Raw genomic sequence first — 17,178 nt, forward strand, 5'->3', positions numbered from 1 at the left:
CATTGAAAAATACCATTTAACGCGTAAAATAGACTTATAATTTAATTTAAATGAGGTGACAATATGAAAAAAATAAAAATGATTGTGACAGGCCGTGTCCAAGGTGTCGGTTTCCGTTTTACTACCAAAATGGCGGCAGATCGCTTAAAAATTGGAGGTATTGTTAAAAATTTAGCTGAAGGTTCAGTTTATATAGAAGCAAATGGTACTGATGACCAATTAGAGACCTTTATAAAAATAATTAAAGCCTCTCCTTCCCCTAGTGGCAAAGTAGAACAGGTAGAGTTAATAGAAGATCCTAGCTTACCTATAAGAGATAACTTTAAGGTCACTTACTAAAGTCTACTTTATCAGAAGTTACTTTCAGATAAACAATTGAAAAAATAGACACAATCCATTATAGTAGACAGTATCAGTAAATTTAAATAAAAGGAAGAAGCAGATGAAAATAAAAATGAAAAAATGGTTACTAGCCTCTGGACTACTAGGCTTACTTGTTACATTATCAGGGTGTGTCCAAACTTATAAAGAAGGACCAAATGTGGGAAAACCAACTGGAGACGGTTGGATGTATAATTTATTAGTTGAACCAATGAGTCATTTGATTAATTACTTTGTTGATATTTTCAGTGGGAATTATGGCTTAGCAGTAATTGTCTTCACCTTAATCGTACGTGCGATTATCTTACCACTGGGGTTACATCAAACTAAGAAAGCTGCTTATCAATCTGAAAAAATGCAGTTTTTAAAACCTCAGATGGAAATCATTCAGAAAAAACAAAAATCAGCTGTCACACAAGCTGAACAAATGGCTGCTACTCAAGAATTACAAGGGTTATACAAAGATAATAATATGAGTATGTTTGGTGGAATTGGCTGTTTACCTCTATTAATTCAAATGCCTATTTTTACCGCACTATTCTTTACAATTAAATATATGCCTGGTATTGAAGGGGCTACTTTCTTAGGAATTAGCCTAGGCCAACGTAGCTTGATCTTAACTATATTAGCAGCTCTTAGTTATTTATTACAAAGCTACTTAGGAATGATCGGGATGCCTGAAGAACAGAAAAAACAAATGAAATCGATGATGATCATGTCACCATTGATGATTGGATTTATGTCATTTAGTGCTCCTGCTGGAGTAACTTTATATTGGGTTATCGGAGGTATCTTTAGTTGTGTGCAAACCTTAATTGCTAACTTATACCAACGTCCTAAAATTCGTAAACAAGTGGCAGAAGAATTCCGTAAAAACCCACCTAAACCAGTTTCAGCTTACACAGACAATATCAAACCAGCTGAAAAAGTAACCCCAACAAATGCCCAAAAATCAAAAACTTTAAATACAGGGTCTCAAAAAAATAAAAAAAATAACGGTGGGCGCAATGCCGGTCGTCAACAAAAACGTCAAAAATAAAAAAAGAACTCCGATTAAGCCCGGAGTTCTTTTTTTGTAGGCTTTAATTTTTTCACTTAACTTGCCTTAAATAGTGTCTATTAAACCTCTATAAACCTTGATATTAAAGGTTTTATACAACTTATGAATTATTTCTGTTTTTTTTCAAGTAAATGCGAAATTTAACATAGTTAAATAGATTCATTTATGGTAACATTGGAATGTAATTGGATAAAAATAATATTAACTATGTGAGGAGATTTTTTAATGTTTTCAAGAAATAAAAAAGACCAGTTTGGCGAATTATTGCAAGACATGACAGTAAATCTACAAGAAGCTGCAGCATATTTTTCATCTTTTTCTCCTGAGAAACTAGAAGATATCACTGTTTTCTCAGAAACAATTAATAATTATGAGTCAAAAGGTGACAAAATGGTCTATCAAATGATTGTTGCTCTTAATGACACATTTATCACACCCATTGAACGTGAAGACATGTTAGAACTGACTAACCGTATTGATGATGTCTTAGATGCTATGGAAAAAGCTGCACTATCATTTGAAATCTGTCACTTATCTAAATTTAATGACGTGATTACGAAAATGGCAACTGAAATTAGTGGTGCCACTCAAGAAATCGCTTCTGCTGTAGACTGTATGTTTACAAAAAATCTAAAAGTGATTAATACACATTCAAAAAAAATCAAAAGACATGAATCTAAATGTGATGATCTTTATCGTGAAGCACTACTTGCTTTATTCCAAGAAGAAGAAGATCCAATCCGCTTAATTCGTTACAAAACAGTTTATGAAAATCTTGAAGAGATCGCTAATTTCTGTGAAGATGTTTCTAAAACATTAAACTCTATCGTTATGAAGAACGCTTAGGGGGCTAATATATAATGGATCAATTGTTTATTTTAACCGTTGTAATCGTTGCCTGTTCGTTAGTTTTTGACTTGATCAATGGTTTCCATGATACAGCTAATGCTATCGCGACAAGCGTTTCAACTAAAGCACTAAAACCTAAACATGCTATTATGCTAGCGGCCTGCATGAACTTCTTAGGAGCGCTACTTTTCCAAGGTGTGGCTAAAAGAATTACAGATGATATCGTCCTATCATCTACCTTTGATTTACCACACGTCAACATGCAAGTAGTATTGATCTCAGCTTTACTTTCAGCTATTGCATGGAACTTAATCACTTGGTACTTTGGTATTCCAAGCAGTTCCTCACATGCTTTAATCGGATCAATTGCTGGCGCTACAGTTGCAGCAGCTGGTTTCTCAGCTATTAACAAAACTGGCTTATTAGAAATATTTGGTGGTTTGATTCTATCACCTGTCTTAGCATTCTTTGTTGGTTATATTGTATATACCATCATTAAATTTATTTTTAAAAATCATAATTTATCACGAGCTAATCGAAATTTTCGTTTATTTCAGATTTTAACAGCAGCTCTACAATCATTCACTCACGGAACAAATGATGCTCAAAAAGCCATGGGGATTATCACAATGGCTTTAATCGCTGGTGGCTATCAATCTGGTAGCGATGTTCAAACTTGGGTACAAATTGCTTGTGCGACTGCCATGGCAATTGGAACAAGTATTGGTGGTTGGAAAATTATTAAAACCGTTGGTGGAAAAATCATGAAAATTAAACCCGTGACAGGTGTGGCTGCAGATATTAGTTCTGTTATGGTTATTTTCAGTGCGACACTCTTACACTTACCCGTTAGTACTACTCATGTAATCAGTTCAGCCATTATGGGTGTGGGAACGTCACATCGTCCTAAAGGAGTGAAGTGGGATACTGGTAAACGGATGCTATTTACTTGGGTTATTACCTTACCGGTTTCAGCTATTATTTCAACAATCATTTTTAGTATTTTAAATCTTATTATTAAATAAAAAAAGGGAAGCAATTAATTGCTTCCCTTTTTTTATATCTATTATGACTTTTTATTCTCTTTTTTATCTTCCACTACTTTTTCTTCCTCTACCATAGGTAGAAATATTCTAAAAATAGTCCCAACTCCTAAGGCACTTTCTGCTAAAATATGACCACCATAACTTTCTACCAATTCTTTGGCAATGGATAAACCTAAACCATTTCCACCTTTATGACGGCTACGAGCTTTATCAACTCGATAAAAACGGTTGAAAATTTGCGTAATATCTTCTTCATCAATACCTTCTCCAAAATCTTGGATAGCAATCTCTAAATCTGAACGTGTGGAAGAAACTGACATGTGGATTTCTTTACGTTCACGAGAATATTTTACTGCATTATCTAAAATAATAATTAATAACTGTTCAAAATGATGGCGATAAATTTTTACTTTACGTTCTTTATAAAGGTCATCATCTAAAATAAAAGTAAAATCTGGATATAAAATTTCAAAGTTATTAAATGTTTGATGCGTCACTTCTTTAGCTAGTGAAATATCATTTTTATGCTGAAATTCGACCTGTTCAAGACGAGATAAATCTAACATTTCTTGGACTAAACTCTTCATACGAATAATCTCTTGTAACGAGGCTTCTAAGGACTCTTCCAAAACTTCTGGATCATCTTTACCCCAACGATTTAAAAGCTTAAGATGGCCTTCAATAATCGCAACAGGGGTTCTCAACTCATGAGAGACATCTTCCACAAATTGCTGTTGTTGCTCAATGAATTTTTGCATGCGATCTAACATGTCATTAAATACTTCGGTCAAATCAGAAAATTCATCTTTACTCTGTAACTCGGGCAATCTAACATTTGATTGAGGGTCTGTTTTAATCACATTGATAATCTGTGTCATCTTTTTAAGTGGTTTTAAAAAATAAGAAGATAAAATAAAACCTAGCGTCAAACTAATCAAAGTCCCACCGGCAATTAATAAAATCATCGTACTTAATAATTTCGTTTTAATTGTTTGAACTGAACTTAAATCATAAAATAATTGCGTATAACCTATCAATTCTTTCGTTTTATTTGAATAGACGGGTTGCGTTGCTAAAAAGCCAGTTTGCTTACCGATTTGGGATTCTTTCATTTCACTTTTTTCACTTCCACGATAGTCCCAGTTTTCACTTTGTGTTTCAAAAATTAGTTTTTTTGACTTATTATAGACTGTCACATTTAATTCAGGTTGAGCTAGCTCTGAGATAAAACTATTTAACTGGATTAAATTAGCTTCAATCGTTTTATTATTAGGACTGCCAGGTAAATTTTCTTTGTCCCCTTTTAAATAGAATGCTGTGGTTTTCATTGATAAACTATGGTCCGACTGCTCGAGACGTTGTGTTATTTCATTAGAGGTATTTTTCAAATTCGTTTTTTCTTCTCTAACCAATAGATCCGTACTTGTCTTGTAGGTAACAAAAGCAAAAATGCTAAACAAGAGAAAAATGAACATTGAAGTTAACAACGTCCACTTGACTGTAATCACTAAATTGGTAGCAAAAAAATTACGACATTTTTTAAAGAATGATTTCATTAAGATCTCATCACATAACCCGTTCCACGAACAGTTTGAATGTAACTTTCTTCGCCGGGTACATCAATTTTATTTCTTAAGTATCTAATATAAACATCTACTACATTGGTCTCTACCTCTGTTTCATAACCCCAAACCTTATTTAGTAAAACATCACGTGCTAATACAACATTTACATTTTCCATTAAAGCAAGTAATAACTCATATTCACGTTTAGTCAATTCTATCACTTCATTGTCACGACGAACAATTCGGTTCTCTTTTTCAATTGTCAAATTACGATAGGAAAGAGTCGTTTGTTTCATAACATTTTTATCGCCTTCAATATCAATTCGACGTAACAAGGCTCTTAATCGTGCTAATAGTTCTTCAATAGCAAACGGTTTGACGATATAATCGTCTGCTCCATGGTCTAAACCTGAGACACGATCAATCACAGAGTCTCTAGCCGTCATCATTATAATCGGCGTATTCTTAGTTTGTCTGATACGACGACATACTTCTAAACCATTTAGTTCAGGTAACATCAAGTCTAATAAGATTGCATCCCAATCGCTTCCTAAAGCAGCTTCTAAGCCAGTACGTCCATTGTAGTGAACTTCCACATGATAACCTTCATGTTTTAGTTCTAACTCCACGAAGCGGGCTAAATTCTTTTCATCTTCGATGATTAAAATATTACTCATTTATGGTAATTCCTTTCTTTTTTAGGGTATTCCTAAAGCTCTTTTTTATTATAACGATATATGAGCTAAAAAGCCAATGTATCTTACCTATGTCAGCAATTACTTCAAAAAATAAGAAAAATATCCTTCTTCTTAAAACGGTTTCTTTTAATCAGCAAAAAAGAAGACTGACCATTTCAATAATACACTCCGAAATAAAAAGTCTTCTTTTTGCTGAATCTAACTATTAATTAATAAAAAACACTTATTTTTCACTATACCAATCATAATGGAATGTGCCCTCTTTGTCTTTACGTTTATAAGTATGAGCGCCAAAATAATCGCGTTGTGCTTGAATAATATTAGCAGGTAAATTTTCGCTACGATATGAATCATAGTAAGAAATAGCTGATGAGAATGTCGGAACTGGTACACCGGCTTGGATAGCTACCGCGACTACATCACGGACAGATTGTTGATATTTTTGTGTAATATCATTGAAATAGTCATCTAACAATAGATTTTTCAAATCAGCTTGGCGATCATAGGCATCAGTAATTTTTTGTAAGAATTTAGCACGGATGATACATCCCTCACGGAAAATTTTAGCAATTTCACCATACTCTAAATCCCAACCAAACTCTTCACTAGCGATACGAAGTTGAGCAAAACCTTGAGCGTAACTCATGATTTTACTAAAGTACAACGCCTCACGGACTTTTTCAACAAATTCTTTTATATCACCTTCAAATGCCTTAACGGCTGGTGCTGGAATAATTTTGCTAGCAGCCACTCGTTCATCTTTCATAGCTGAAATATAGCGAGCGAATACTGATTCAGTAATTAGAGGTAATGGGACACCTAAATCTAGCGCACTTTGGCTTGTCCATTTTCCTGTTCCTTTATTACCTGCAGCATCTAAAATAACATCTACAACAGGTTTTCCTGTCTCATCATCTTTACGGGTTAAAATATCAGATGTTATTTCGATTAAATAGCTATCTAATTCACCTTTGTTCCACTCTGTAAAGATTTCAGCACATTCTTCTACTGATAAATCTAATAATTTCGTTAAAATATCATATGATTCAGCAATTAGTTGCATGTCACCATATTCGATCCCGTTATGTGCCATTTTCACATAGTGACCGGCACCATTTGGTCCAATATAAGTCACACATGGTTCACCGTCTTCTGCTACAGCAGCAATCTTTTCAAAAATTGGCGCAACTAAATCATAGGCTTCTTTTTGACCACCTGGCATAATTGAAGGGCCTTTAAGTGCTCCTTCTTCTCCACCAGAAACACCTGTTCCAATAAAGTTAATACCTGAGTTGGCTAATTCTTCATTACGACGAATAGTATCTTGGAAGAAAGTATTACCACCATCAATCAAAATATCACCCTTATCTAAATGCGGTAATAAACTTTGAATTGTTTTATCCGTAGCATCTCCCGCTTGGACCATTAACATGATGCGACGTGGTTTTTCTAAAGATGTAACAAACTCTTCAATTGTATAAGTTGGTACTAATTTTTTATCTCCATGTTCAGCAATGACTTCCTCGGTTCTTGAAGCAGTACGATTAAATATTGAAACTGAATAACCGCGACTTTCAATATTTAAAGCTAAATTTTTCCCCATAACAGCCATACCAACGACACCAATTTGTTGTTTAGACATGATTTTCCTCCTAATTAACTCTGAATGAAAGAAGTCTAAAAATATTATAATTTCAGACCCTATAATTTTATTATAGCGTATTTAAAGTTTTTTTTAAACAAGCATGACTTATTTAAAAGTTTTTTTTACTTAAAATTTTTGTTTTTTTATATAACAAAAAATCCCTTAGACTCCATGGTTGTCTAAGGGATTTAAACATTTCGAAAATGTTATTATGCTTCTGTTGTTTTAACGTCTTTACCATCGTAATGACCACAAGCTGGACATACGTGGTGGCTACGTTTCATTTCGCCACAGTTCGCACAAGTGCTCATACCAGGTACTGATAATTTGTAATGTGTACGACGCTTAGCTTTTTTAGCTTTTGAAGTTCTTCTAGCAGGTACTGCCATATTAACTACACCTCCTTAAATCATTTAGTACAAACAAGCAAGCTTATTTATACCATCTATTCCAATCTTACTTGTCATCGGAATCTTTATTATTATCTAATAAAGCTGACAATTTAGCAAGACGAGGATCAATATTAGTTTCTTCTTGTTGCTCTTGTTTTTGATAGTAGGCATCTTCAGACATCAATTCCCACGATTGACCTTTGACTGTTGCATCATTTAGTTTTTCTTCTTCAGTCAAAACTTGTAATGGTAAAGCAAGTAGTAAGTGATCTTCTACAGCTTCTGTCAAGTCAATAAGATCTTTTTCTAAAACCATTACAATCTCATCTGAGGCGATTAGCTCTTTTTGCGAAGCAAACTGCTCAGGCGTCATATAAATTTCCATTACATCTAATGACATTGGATAAGGTACTGGTTCTAATGAACGGGTTGATGCTAAGGTTAAGACTGTCTCGATGTTAAAATTGACAATATACTCAGTCTGATTGACCGTTAAAGTGCCTGTCACCCTAACTGGTTCGGCTGTGATAATCCCTGGGTCTCTTTGAGTCAGTGATACACTGACATCAGCTGTTTCTGAAAAGACTAGTGGTTCATCTCTGTATTTTTTCAATTCTAATAGTGACCATTTCATTCTTTTTTCACCTCTAAGCAACAAAAGTTATTATACTAGGCTTAGAAATGTTTGTCAATGATATTTTCTTGACAGACTCAACTAAAGCTCTTAAACAATTCAGTTGAGAAACGTTGATAAATCAACATTTCCACTTCTATTTAGACTATTTTATAACAATTTTGCTGACTTTCTTTTTATTTTTAATTATTTAAACGGCGATTTTTACCGACCATTTTAATCTCTTTGGATAAATAACGGATTCTTTCCATAATACGTTTTGCTTTTAAAGGTTCTTCTCCTTTTGTTGTGGTTGATAAGTGTTCTTTCTCTAATTGATCCATGCTTAAATTGGAACTAAAAAATGTTGGCAGTTGTTCTTGCATACGGTACTGTAAAATAACGCCTAGAACATCGTCTCTAATCCAAGGACTCAAAGACTCTGCGCCAATATCATCTAGCATCAAAATCTCAGCTTTTTTAATCGCATCGACTTTATCTACCACACTATTACTGCCAATAGCTGCCTTCATTTCAGTAGCCAAAGAAGAGAAATTTAAAAGCGTTGTTTGAACCTCATGGTCGGCTAACTCATTGGCAATGGCACCTAATAGATACGTCTTCCCCACACCAAAAGAACCTTGTAAATATAATCCTTGGTGAAACTCTTTGGGATTTTCTGTATATGAACGAATAAAGAAAAAAGCTTCAGCTAAGGCTTCTTTACGTTCACTAGACACGGTATAGTTATCAATACTTGCCTCTTTAATATCTTTTGGTACATTCATCGTCTTCACACGATTACTCAATTCTTGTGCCGCTTTTTTTGCTAATAATTCTTTAGTTGGAACATATGTCACGTCAATAAAATGAAAATTCATAAATAATTGCGGTTCATAACCGGGTGCAATCATTGTTGGATCATTTAACTTAAACTTCTTTTTTTCTTGAACAAATTCATACAATTTAGCATAACTTTTTGTAATAGCCTCATCAGTCAATTCTTCTCGGTGTTCTAAAATAAACTGAGCCACATCTGGATCTTCCATGACGTTGTTTACAAGTTCATCAAAACGAGAGCTCCAATTTTTCTTATCTAATACCTTGGTCAATTCATTTCCGACATTTTCCATTAACTTCCACCCTCTTCCTTAGGCTTTCTTAATTGACGCAGTTGTTCTTTGAAGAATTCTTCCTCTTCTTTAGAAACTGGCGTTTCTTCATTTTTCTGATCTACCCATTCTGGTAAACTTTCTTTTTTCAGTGGTATTTTACTGTTGTAGTAACGTTTTTGATTAGTCCCTTTTTTGGTATGTTGTGACTCCCCAGTTTCTAAAACCAATTCTTTCACTTTGGTTAGGGCATCTTCAGGTGTTTTAATACGAGATTGAGCCCAATCATTGGCAATTGAATTGGCATATTTAGCATTTAACATCTTATTATCTTTTGCAACCAAAATAAAATGTACCAGCACATTTATCACCGCATCAGGTAAACCTGATTGTTTCACAATATTTTCTAAAGCCCAACGCTCCTCATTCGCCACAAAGCCACCTTTTTGACGTTTTAAGGTATCCAAGAAAACCATAGGGTTAAATGCCTCACTTGACAAAATAACGTTTACCTCTACTGGTGTGAAGCCTTTTTGTAGTAAGGTGTTTTTTCGACGAACTTTTTGTTCTTCCTTCGTCAACTCACCTGTCGAATCGTCTGCTAGCGGCGTCTCGACTATTTGCTTTTTAGGTTTATGATACTGCTTAATAATTTGTTGGCGCAAACTATTCAAGTTGACTTTATTAGTGCTATAGTCAATTTCGGGCTCCAAGAGTCGCTTCATTTCTAACTCATCAATCCCGTATAATTTATGTAAAGTGTATATGGTCTCTTGACCTTCTTCTTCTAAATGTACCTTGTCCAAATACAGACCATTTAAAGATTCTAAAAAATAATCCCAATCAAAGCTAGCGTCTTTTACCGTTATCTTAGGCGTCGGTACTTGTTCAAGTTGAGCTTTAGTTTGGCTAAATAACTCTTGATGAGAACTCATACTCTGCTCGTGCCATTCGTAGACGTCTAAAAACTTCTGAGTTATTTCTAAATAATCTGATGTATCAATTTTTGGAATTCTAAAGCGTTTAACCAATTGTTCATACTTTACTTGTCCAACACTATCTATCAATAATAGACTCAACACATCATCGCTAAGGAAAGCTTGAGCTGTTTGCGGAGGAAAGAGTTCATACAAAAAGCGTCGTTGTTCTTTTGTTTGCTGAACATAAACTTTTAACAATCCAATCCCCTCTAAACGAGCACGCGCTTTATAGAGCCTAGGTAAATCAATCAGTAACTGATTAAATAGCTCTGCATGTCGCTGTTCATAACTATCATAGTCTGATGGGTCAATAGAGGATAGCAGTGTGTGATACAAGCCAAAAGCATCTATTCCAATTACCGGTTGATATAAAAAACTTAGCGCCTGTTCATGAGAACGTTCGATTGGCTTCACTATTTTAACAATAAAACTATCTTGTGGATGCAACTGTTTCCAAGCGTCGTTCCTCACAATACAGCCTCCTTATTTTTAATTTAAGACTTACCATCTTTATCGAGGATGTCTTGCATTTCTTTTAAGAAAACACTCATATCCTTAAACTGACGATAAACGCTTGCGAAACGGATATAAGCAATTTCGTCTAAGTCAACAAGATCTTCCATGACATATTCACCGATTAAGGTGGTTGAGACTTCATTTTCACCTAAGCTACGAACTTTATTTTCCACTTGGTCAACAATTTGTTCCATTTGCTCCATTGAGACAGGACGTTTTTCAGCTGAGCGAATTAAGCCTCTTAAAATTTTATCGCGATTAAATTCCTCACGTCCACCATTTTTTTTAATAACTAATAATGGGGCTGCTTCAATTCGTTCAAAGGTTGTAAATCTGAAGCCACAAGATTCACATTCACGGCGCCGACGAATAGCACGCCCCTCATCAGCTGGTCTACTATCGACCACACGCGACCCATTATATTGACATTTTGAACATTGCATTTTTTTCACCTCTATATTTTAGCTATCACCACTCGATAATAGTCGTATTCTAACTGTTATTATACCATGAAAACCAGTAATGGCATAGTATTGGCTTATTATACGAACAATTAAGAAAAACACCTGCCCATCATGGACAGGTGTTTTCATTTATTTTTATTGCTCCTTTAAAAAAGCAGCCACTTGCTGGTAAGTATTAGCACGTGACCCTCCATTATCGATGATAATATCGGCTCGCTTTTTTTTATCTTCAATGCTCATTTGACTTGCCATACGTTTTCTTGCTTCCACTTCAGTCAGTTGATCACGAGCCATTAGACGTTGGCACTGAATAACTTCTGGTACGTATACCACCATGACCCTATCCATTAACTCATCATAACCAGCTTCATAAAGTAAAGGAATATCACAAACAATCACAGCTTCTTTTTGTTGTTTAAACACGGCTAATTTTTTCATAAAGCTTGTCCTAATAAATCCTTTTAAGATAGTATCTAATTCTTGACGTTTCGTCTCATCTGAAAAGATGATAGTCCCAAGTTTTTGACGATCTAATTCCCTCTCTTTCGTCAATATACCTTCCCCAAAGTAAGTCACAATTGCTGCTAAACCAGGAGTCCCTGCTTGGACGACTTCTCTAGCAACTTGATCGGCATCGATTATCGCAAACCCTTGATCTCTTAAGTACTTTGTTACTGTACTCTTCCCAGTTGCAATACTACCTGTTACACCTAAAACAAAACTCATCCTAATTCTCTCCCATCTTTTTTAAGAGTTGACAGTTTGGACAAATATGAGTACCTCTTTGCGCAACTTTTAATTTAATAATTGGACTGCCACAAGTCACACATGGCATCCCAGTTTGACCATATACCTTTAATTCAGTTTGAAATTTACCAGCTTCTCCCAAAGCGTTTTTATATGTTCTAATAGTTGTTCCACCAGCTTCTACAGCACGACCTAAGACGCCAATGATAGCGTGATAAAGCTCTTCGCTTTCAGTCATAGTTAATGAATCCGCTGGTTGTTCTGGGTGTATTTGAGCAGCAAAGAGTGCCTCATCTACATAGATATTCCCTAAACCAGTAACCAACTTTTGCTCAAGCAATAAGGGTTTAATCGCTTTGTGTGATTTTTTCAACCCTTCTCTAAAGTCTGGCAACTTAAATTCAGTTGGGATGGGTTCTGGACCTAGTTTTAAAATTCCTTTATAATTTAAACTTTGATCTTTAGGTACTAAATTCATTCTACCAAACTTCCTAACATCTAAATAACGCAACTCTGTTTCATCTGTAAATTTAAAAATGACATGAGTATGCTTAGCTATATCATCATCTCTTTGATGACATTCATATTTTCCTTCCATCCGTAAGTGTGAAATTAAATCATAATGCGTCAATTTAATAATTAAGAATTTCCCACGACGCTGTAAACCTGTAATTTTTTCACCAATTAACGCTTGCTGAAAGCTTTCGACTTCAGGGCTCTCAATAATACGTGGCCAAAATACGGCAACTTCTAAGATTTCTTTTTCTAAAACTAATTGTTCTAAACCAATCCTAACAGCTTCTACTTCTGGTAATTCTGGCATGTATTTTCCTCTTTTCTTCTCTTAATAGTCAAAAAAGCCAAGAGATAACTCCTTGACTTTTCTTGCAACTGTCACTATTTAGCTTCGTACCAAGTATCGCCAACACTACTATCAACTTTTAGCGGCACACTCAATTCAACAGCTTGTTCCATCACTTCTTTGACCAGTTTTTCTAAGCGAGGTATCTCTGATTCGGGTGCTTCAAAAACCAACTCATCATGGACTTGTAATAACATAGTCGCTTCTAATTTTTCTGCTTTCAAACGTTTGGCCATTTGAATCATGGCAATTTTTAAAATATCAGCAGCACTTCCCTGAATTGGCGTGTTAATCGCTGTCCGCTCAGCAAATGTACGTAAGTTAAAATTACGAGCATTAATATCTGGTAGATAACGACGACGATGCCATAAAGTCTCCACATATCCTTTATCTTTCGCTTCACGTACAACTTCTTCCATGTACGTTTTAATCGCTGGATATTTTTCAAAATATTTATCAATAAATTCTTGAGCTTCAACACGACTAATGCCAAGATTTTGTGATAACCCATAATCGCTTATCCCATAAACAATCCCAAAATTGACAGCCTTGGCTTGACGACGAATGTTTGGCGTCACCTCTGATGTTTCGGCGACACCAAAGACACGCATAGCTGTACTAGCATGAATATCTTGGTCTTCTCTAAATGCTTCGCGCATGTGTTCATCTTGAGCAATATCAGCTAAAACACGTAACTCAATTTGAGAGTAATCTGATGAAAAAATTTGCCAGTCGGGATGACTTGGCACAAAAGCTTGACGAATTTTACGTCCTTCTTCTAAACGTACCGGAATATTTTGTAAATTGGGATCAACTGAACTTAGACGACCAGTTTGAGTCAACGTTTGAACATATCGTGTATGAATTTTGCCATCATTTGGATGGATTACTTTTAGAAGTCCTTCAACGTAAGTTGATTGAATTTTCATAATTTGACGATAATGTAAGATATCTTCAATAATTGGTGCTTGTTCTTTTAATTGTTCTAAAACATCCACGGCAGTTGAGTAACCTGTTTTCGTTTTTTTAATCACAGGCAATCCCATTTTTTCAAACAAGATAACACCCAATTGTTTCGGTGAATTAATATTAAATTCTTCACCCGCTTGTTCATAAATCCGCGTTTCAATCGCTTGTAGTTGGACTGCAAACTCTTGTTTCATTTCTTGTAAACGTTGAGCATTGACTGCAATACCAGTACTTTCCATCTCCGCCAATACATGACTCAAAGGTAACTCCATCTCATAAAATAGCTCACTTTGCTCTTTATCTGCCAATTTTTTTACTAAGGTCGGCTTAATCGTTTCTAAAGCTTTCACTTTACGAGCTAGATGACCAAAGAAAATAGACTCTTCTGGTATCGCAATCTTAGCGCCTTTCCCATAAATTGCCTCATCTCGTTCTAATTCATAGTAATCATGGTTAAAAGCTACTTCAGCCAGATCCTCACTCTTATCATTAGTATCAATCAAATAGGCTGCTAATAAACTATCAAAACTAATCCCTGTTAATTTAATCCCATAACGATGCAATAAGACCAAGTTAGCTTTAGCATCATAGACATTTTTATGACGTGTCTTATCTTCCAACCATTCTTGCATAAGAGGACTGTGTAACACACTGTCTCCTTGACTTACATATAAACTGTCGCAACTGCCCCAAGAAACCCCTTGAACTTCAGCTGTATGATAATTTTTATCTAGGATTTCGATATAGAAACTCATCTCATCAGTAAACATCTCCGGTGTCACATCAGCACTATCTAGAACGTGTTCAAATTGAATATCACTTAAACTTTCACCTGCTTCATCTAGTTGGCTTGTATCTAGCTTATTTAAGAGTTGTTTGAACTCCATCTCACGATAAAAAGGGACCAATTTTTCTAACTCTTTTCCTTCATATAGAAGACTGTCTACGACAATCTCAATTGGTGCGTTAGTATCAATTGTTGCTAATTTCTTGCTTAAGAAAGCTTGCTCACGATCATTAATTAAATTTTCCTTCATCTTGCTTTGTTTTAAGTCGTCAATATGTTCATATAAATTTTCCACAGAACCATATTCATGTAACAGTTTGAGAGCTGTTTTCTCACCAACTCTCGTCACACCAGGGATATTATCTGAGCTATCTCCAGCTAGACCTTTCATATCAACAATTTGCATCGGCTCTAAACCATACTTTTCCTTAATAAAGGCCGGCGTGTAAGTTACGAGTTCGCTAACACCTCTAGAGGTCACCTCAACTCTAATAGTCTCAGAAGCTAGCTGAGTTAAATCCTTATCTCCTGAAAGAACGACAACGTCATACTCTGTAGGATCAACTCGTTTGGCTAGTGTTCCAATAATATCATCTGCTTCATAATCTGCTAATTCATAATGCTTAATCCCACAGGCTTCTATCAACTCCCGAATATAAGGCATCTGTTCTTTAAATTCACCTGGTGTTTTAGCACGTCCTGCTTTATACTCATCAAAAAAAGCGTGCCTAAAAGTGGTCTTCCCTGCATCGAAAGCAATTAGAACATGACTAGGTTTTTCCTTTTCCATAATGCTCTCTAACATATTGTTAAAGAACAAGACCGCATTAGTATGTAATCCCGTTTTAGTTTTAAATGATTCAAAATTTTGGACGGCATAAAAGGCTCTAAAGGCAATACTGTTTCCATCAATTAATAATAATTTATTTTTAGGCATATTTGTTCTCCATTCTCTTTTCTCACTTTTATTTTACCAAAAAAAACACGACTATGCGATGTTAAGGGGCTGGTTAGTTTGATAATTTTAAACTTACTGACTATTCTCTCACTAACCATTCACAATCAGTTAAACCACTCCATTACTTTTATTTATTTTATAAACAAATAGGGTCACAACAAAAAATGACTTACTGTGGCTTTAATAGCCAAAGTAAGTCATTTTTTATGCTTAATTATTGAAAAATCTAACTATTAATCACGACTACCAAAGATACGTAAGAATGAAATTAATAAGTTGATAAAGTCTAAGTATAATTGTAACGCACAGAAAATCGCAATACCATTAATCTCTTGACTATCACCATATTGATAATAGTAAGCCTTGATTTTTTGATGGTCATAAGCTGTTAATCCTGCAAAAATAAATATGGTCACAATTGAGATAAACATTGAAACTGGACTACTATGTAATAAGAAAGCATTTAATAAAATCACAATAATAACCCCAATTAAGGCACTACGCATGGCATGTGCCATTCCTGATAAATCTTTTTTAGTACGGTAGCCTAATACTGCCATCACACCATATGTTACAGCAGCTGAAATAAAGGCATTGGTGATAGATTCTTGCGTATACATGCTCAAGGTAAAGCTTAAGACCACTCCATTGATTGCGGCATAAGCAATAAAGCCACCTAGCGCTAAGGTTGGGTTTTTAACCGCTTTAGCGCTTAACATTAATACTAACCCAATCTCGATTGCCCATAGGATAAACAAACCGCCAGGAACGCTTGCTACAAAACGATAAATCGAATCTTCAAAGACTGTTAACGTTAGATATGAGGTTAAAGCACTAATACCAACCCCCATCCCCATATAGGCATATATTTTAGCAAAAAAGGCTGAGATACCAGTTCTTTCAGCTGTTTGATTATAATTATTCATTTAAACACTCCTTTTATTCTACTTCTTCTGAATTTTTTGCTGGTGGTTGGACAATAACAACGGCATCCAAGACACGATTTTCTTTTTCATTTACTGCCTCAACTGATATAGTCACAACTTCTTTCATTTTATCAACTTTGATTACTTCAAAATCAAAGGTTAAGGTTTCATAGTGATAGACGGGTTCGATAAAGTTAATTGAAAAATTAACCACATGCGAGCCTGGTCCTGGTAAATGTTTAGACACTGCACTTGTCACAATTCCCATCAACATTGCTGAGGGCACAATTGGTTTTTCATACGCAGTTGTTTTGGCATAGTCATGTTGAATATACAGTGGGTTGGCATCATTTGTTAACCCTAAATATAATAACAACTGACTGTCTTCAATTGATTCTGTCACACTTAGTGACTGGCCTTCTTCTATCTCATTTATTGTGTTGCCGATTTTTCTTGGCTTTCCAATCATTTTAAAAGAGACACCTCCATTTTCTATACTATTTATTGTACCAAATCCCAACAAAAGAGCAAGTATGATCACTTAAAACTTATTTCTAAAAATTGATTTTTATTATAAAAAAAAAGCTCTTCCAATGAAGAGCTTTTCC

17 protein-coding genes are annotated in these 17,178 nt (G+C 35.0%); 4 read left to right on the plus strand and 13 right to left on the minus strand.

The features are described from left to right. Positions 1-63: 63 nt before the first annotated feature. The 4 genes from OL234_RS06770 (at position 64) to OL234_RS06785 (ending at position 3,315) form a co-directional block, all read left to right on the plus strand. Positions 64-339, plus strand: a complete 276-nt coding sequence (locus tag OL234_RS06770; protein ID WP_275468488.1) for an acylphosphatase — start codon at positions 64-66, stop codon at positions 337-339. Positions 340-442: 103 nt separating this feature from the next. Further along, entirely contained in the window at positions 443-1,420 is a 978-nt protein-coding gene (yidC, locus tag OL234_RS06775) for a membrane protein insertase YidC (protein WP_275468489.1), read from the plus strand. Between the two features lie 246 nt (positions 1,421-1,666). Continuing rightward, positions 1,667-2,287: a DUF47 domain-containing protein gene (locus tag OL234_RS06780; protein ID WP_275468490.1), complete on the plus strand. Its 621-nt coding sequence runs from the start codon at positions 1,667-1,669 to the stop codon at positions 2,285-2,287. A 14-nt stretch (positions 2,288-2,301) separates the two neighbouring features. Continuing rightward, positions 2,302-3,315 (plus strand): inorganic phosphate transporter, encoded by a 1,014-nt coding sequence (locus OL234_RS06785; protein WP_275468491.1) that lies wholly within the window; start codon positions 2,302-2,304, stop codon positions 3,313-3,315. Positions 3,316-3,356: 41 nt separating this feature from the next. Here OL234_RS06785 and OL234_RS06790 read toward each other — a convergent pair whose 3' ends face one another. The 13 genes from OL234_RS06790 to OL234_RS06850 all read right to left on the minus strand — a co-directional run bounded on the left by OL234_RS06790 (position 3,357) and on the right by OL234_RS06850 (position 17,039). Then, positions 3,357-4,892 carry a HAMP domain-containing sensor histidine kinase gene (locus OL234_RS06790; RefSeq protein WP_275468492.1) on the minus strand — a complete coding sequence of 512 codons (1,536 nt, stop codon included), beginning with the start codon at positions 4,890-4,892 and terminating at the stop codon, positions 3,357-3,359. After that, positions 4,892-5,578 (minus strand): response regulator transcription factor, encoded by a 687-nt coding sequence (locus OL234_RS06795; RefSeq protein WP_275468493.1) that lies wholly within the window; start codon positions 5,576-5,578, stop codon positions 4,892-4,894. The genes OL234_RS06790 and OL234_RS06795 overlap by 1 nt, the downstream gene beginning before the upstream one ends. 244 nt (positions 5,579-5,822) lie before the next feature. Then, a complete protein-coding gene (gene gnd, locus OL234_RS06800) occupies positions 5,823-7,241 on the minus strand; it encodes an NADP-dependent phosphogluconate dehydrogenase (RefSeq protein WP_275468494.1) in 1,419 nt (472 codons plus the stop codon). Between the two features lie 212 nt (positions 7,242-7,453). Beyond that, a complete protein-coding gene (rpmF, locus tag OL234_RS06805) occupies positions 7,454-7,633 on the minus strand; it encodes a 50S ribosomal protein L32 (RefSeq protein WP_275468495.1) in 180 nt (59 codons plus the stop codon). A 67-nt stretch (positions 7,634-7,700) separates the two neighbouring features. Then, on the minus strand, positions 7,701-8,270 hold the full coding sequence (locus tag OL234_RS06810; protein ID WP_275468496.1) for a YceD family protein: 570 nt from the start codon (positions 8,268-8,270) through the stop codon (positions 7,701-7,703). Between the two features lie 182 nt (positions 8,271-8,452). Next, positions 8,453-9,382 (minus strand): primosomal protein DnaI, encoded by a 930-nt coding sequence (dnaI, locus tag OL234_RS06815; protein ID WP_275468497.1) that lies wholly within the window; start codon positions 9,380-9,382, stop codon positions 8,453-8,455. After that, positions 9,382-10,812 carry a replication initiation and membrane attachment family protein gene (locus tag OL234_RS06820; protein WP_275468498.1) on the minus strand — a complete coding sequence of 477 codons (1,431 nt, stop codon included), beginning with the start codon at positions 10,810-10,812 and terminating at the stop codon, positions 9,382-9,384. The genes dnaI and OL234_RS06820 overlap by 1 nt, the downstream gene beginning before the upstream one ends. A 23-nt stretch (positions 10,813-10,835) precedes the next feature. Beyond that, complete coding sequence (gene nrdR / locus OL234_RS06825) at positions 10,836-11,300, minus strand: transcriptional regulator NrdR (RefSeq protein ID WP_275468499.1); 465 nt, start codon at positions 11,298-11,300, stop codon at positions 10,836-10,838. Between the two features lie 156 nt (positions 11,301-11,456). Then, a complete protein-coding gene (gene coaE / locus OL234_RS06830; protein WP_275468500.1) occupies positions 11,457-12,047 on the minus strand; it encodes a dephospho-CoA kinase in 591 nt (196 codons plus the stop codon). A 1-nt stretch (position 12,048) separates the two neighbouring features. Continuing rightward, a complete protein-coding gene (mutM, locus tag OL234_RS06835; RefSeq protein WP_275468501.1) occupies positions 12,049-12,891 on the minus strand; it encodes a DNA-formamidopyrimidine glycosylase in 843 nt (280 codons plus the stop codon). Between the two features lie 74 nt (positions 12,892-12,965). Next, positions 12,966-15,623 carry a DNA polymerase I gene (gene polA / locus OL234_RS06840; protein ID WP_275468502.1) on the minus strand — a complete coding sequence of 886 codons (2,658 nt, stop codon included), beginning with the start codon at positions 15,621-15,623 and terminating at the stop codon, positions 12,966-12,968. A gap of 254 nt (positions 15,624-15,877) precedes the next feature. Further along, the gene (locus OL234_RS06845; protein WP_275468503.1) at positions 15,878-16,570 is read right to left on the minus strand and encodes a Bax inhibitor-1/YccA family protein; all 693 of its coding nucleotides are present in this window, start codon (positions 16,568-16,570) and stop codon (positions 15,878-15,880) included. Positions 16,571-16,583: 13 nt separating this feature from the next. Then, positions 16,584-17,039 carry a MaoC/PaaZ C-terminal domain-containing protein gene (locus OL234_RS06850; RefSeq protein WP_275468504.1) on the minus strand — a complete coding sequence of 152 codons (456 nt, stop codon included), beginning with the start codon at positions 17,037-17,039 and terminating at the stop codon, positions 16,584-16,586. Positions 17,040-17,178: the final 139 nt, after the last annotated feature.

This window comes from Vagococcus intermedius (assembly GCF_029144185.1).
Lineage (GTDB): Bacteria > Bacillota > Bacilli > Lactobacillales > Vagococcaceae > Vagococcus_D > Vagococcus_D intermedius.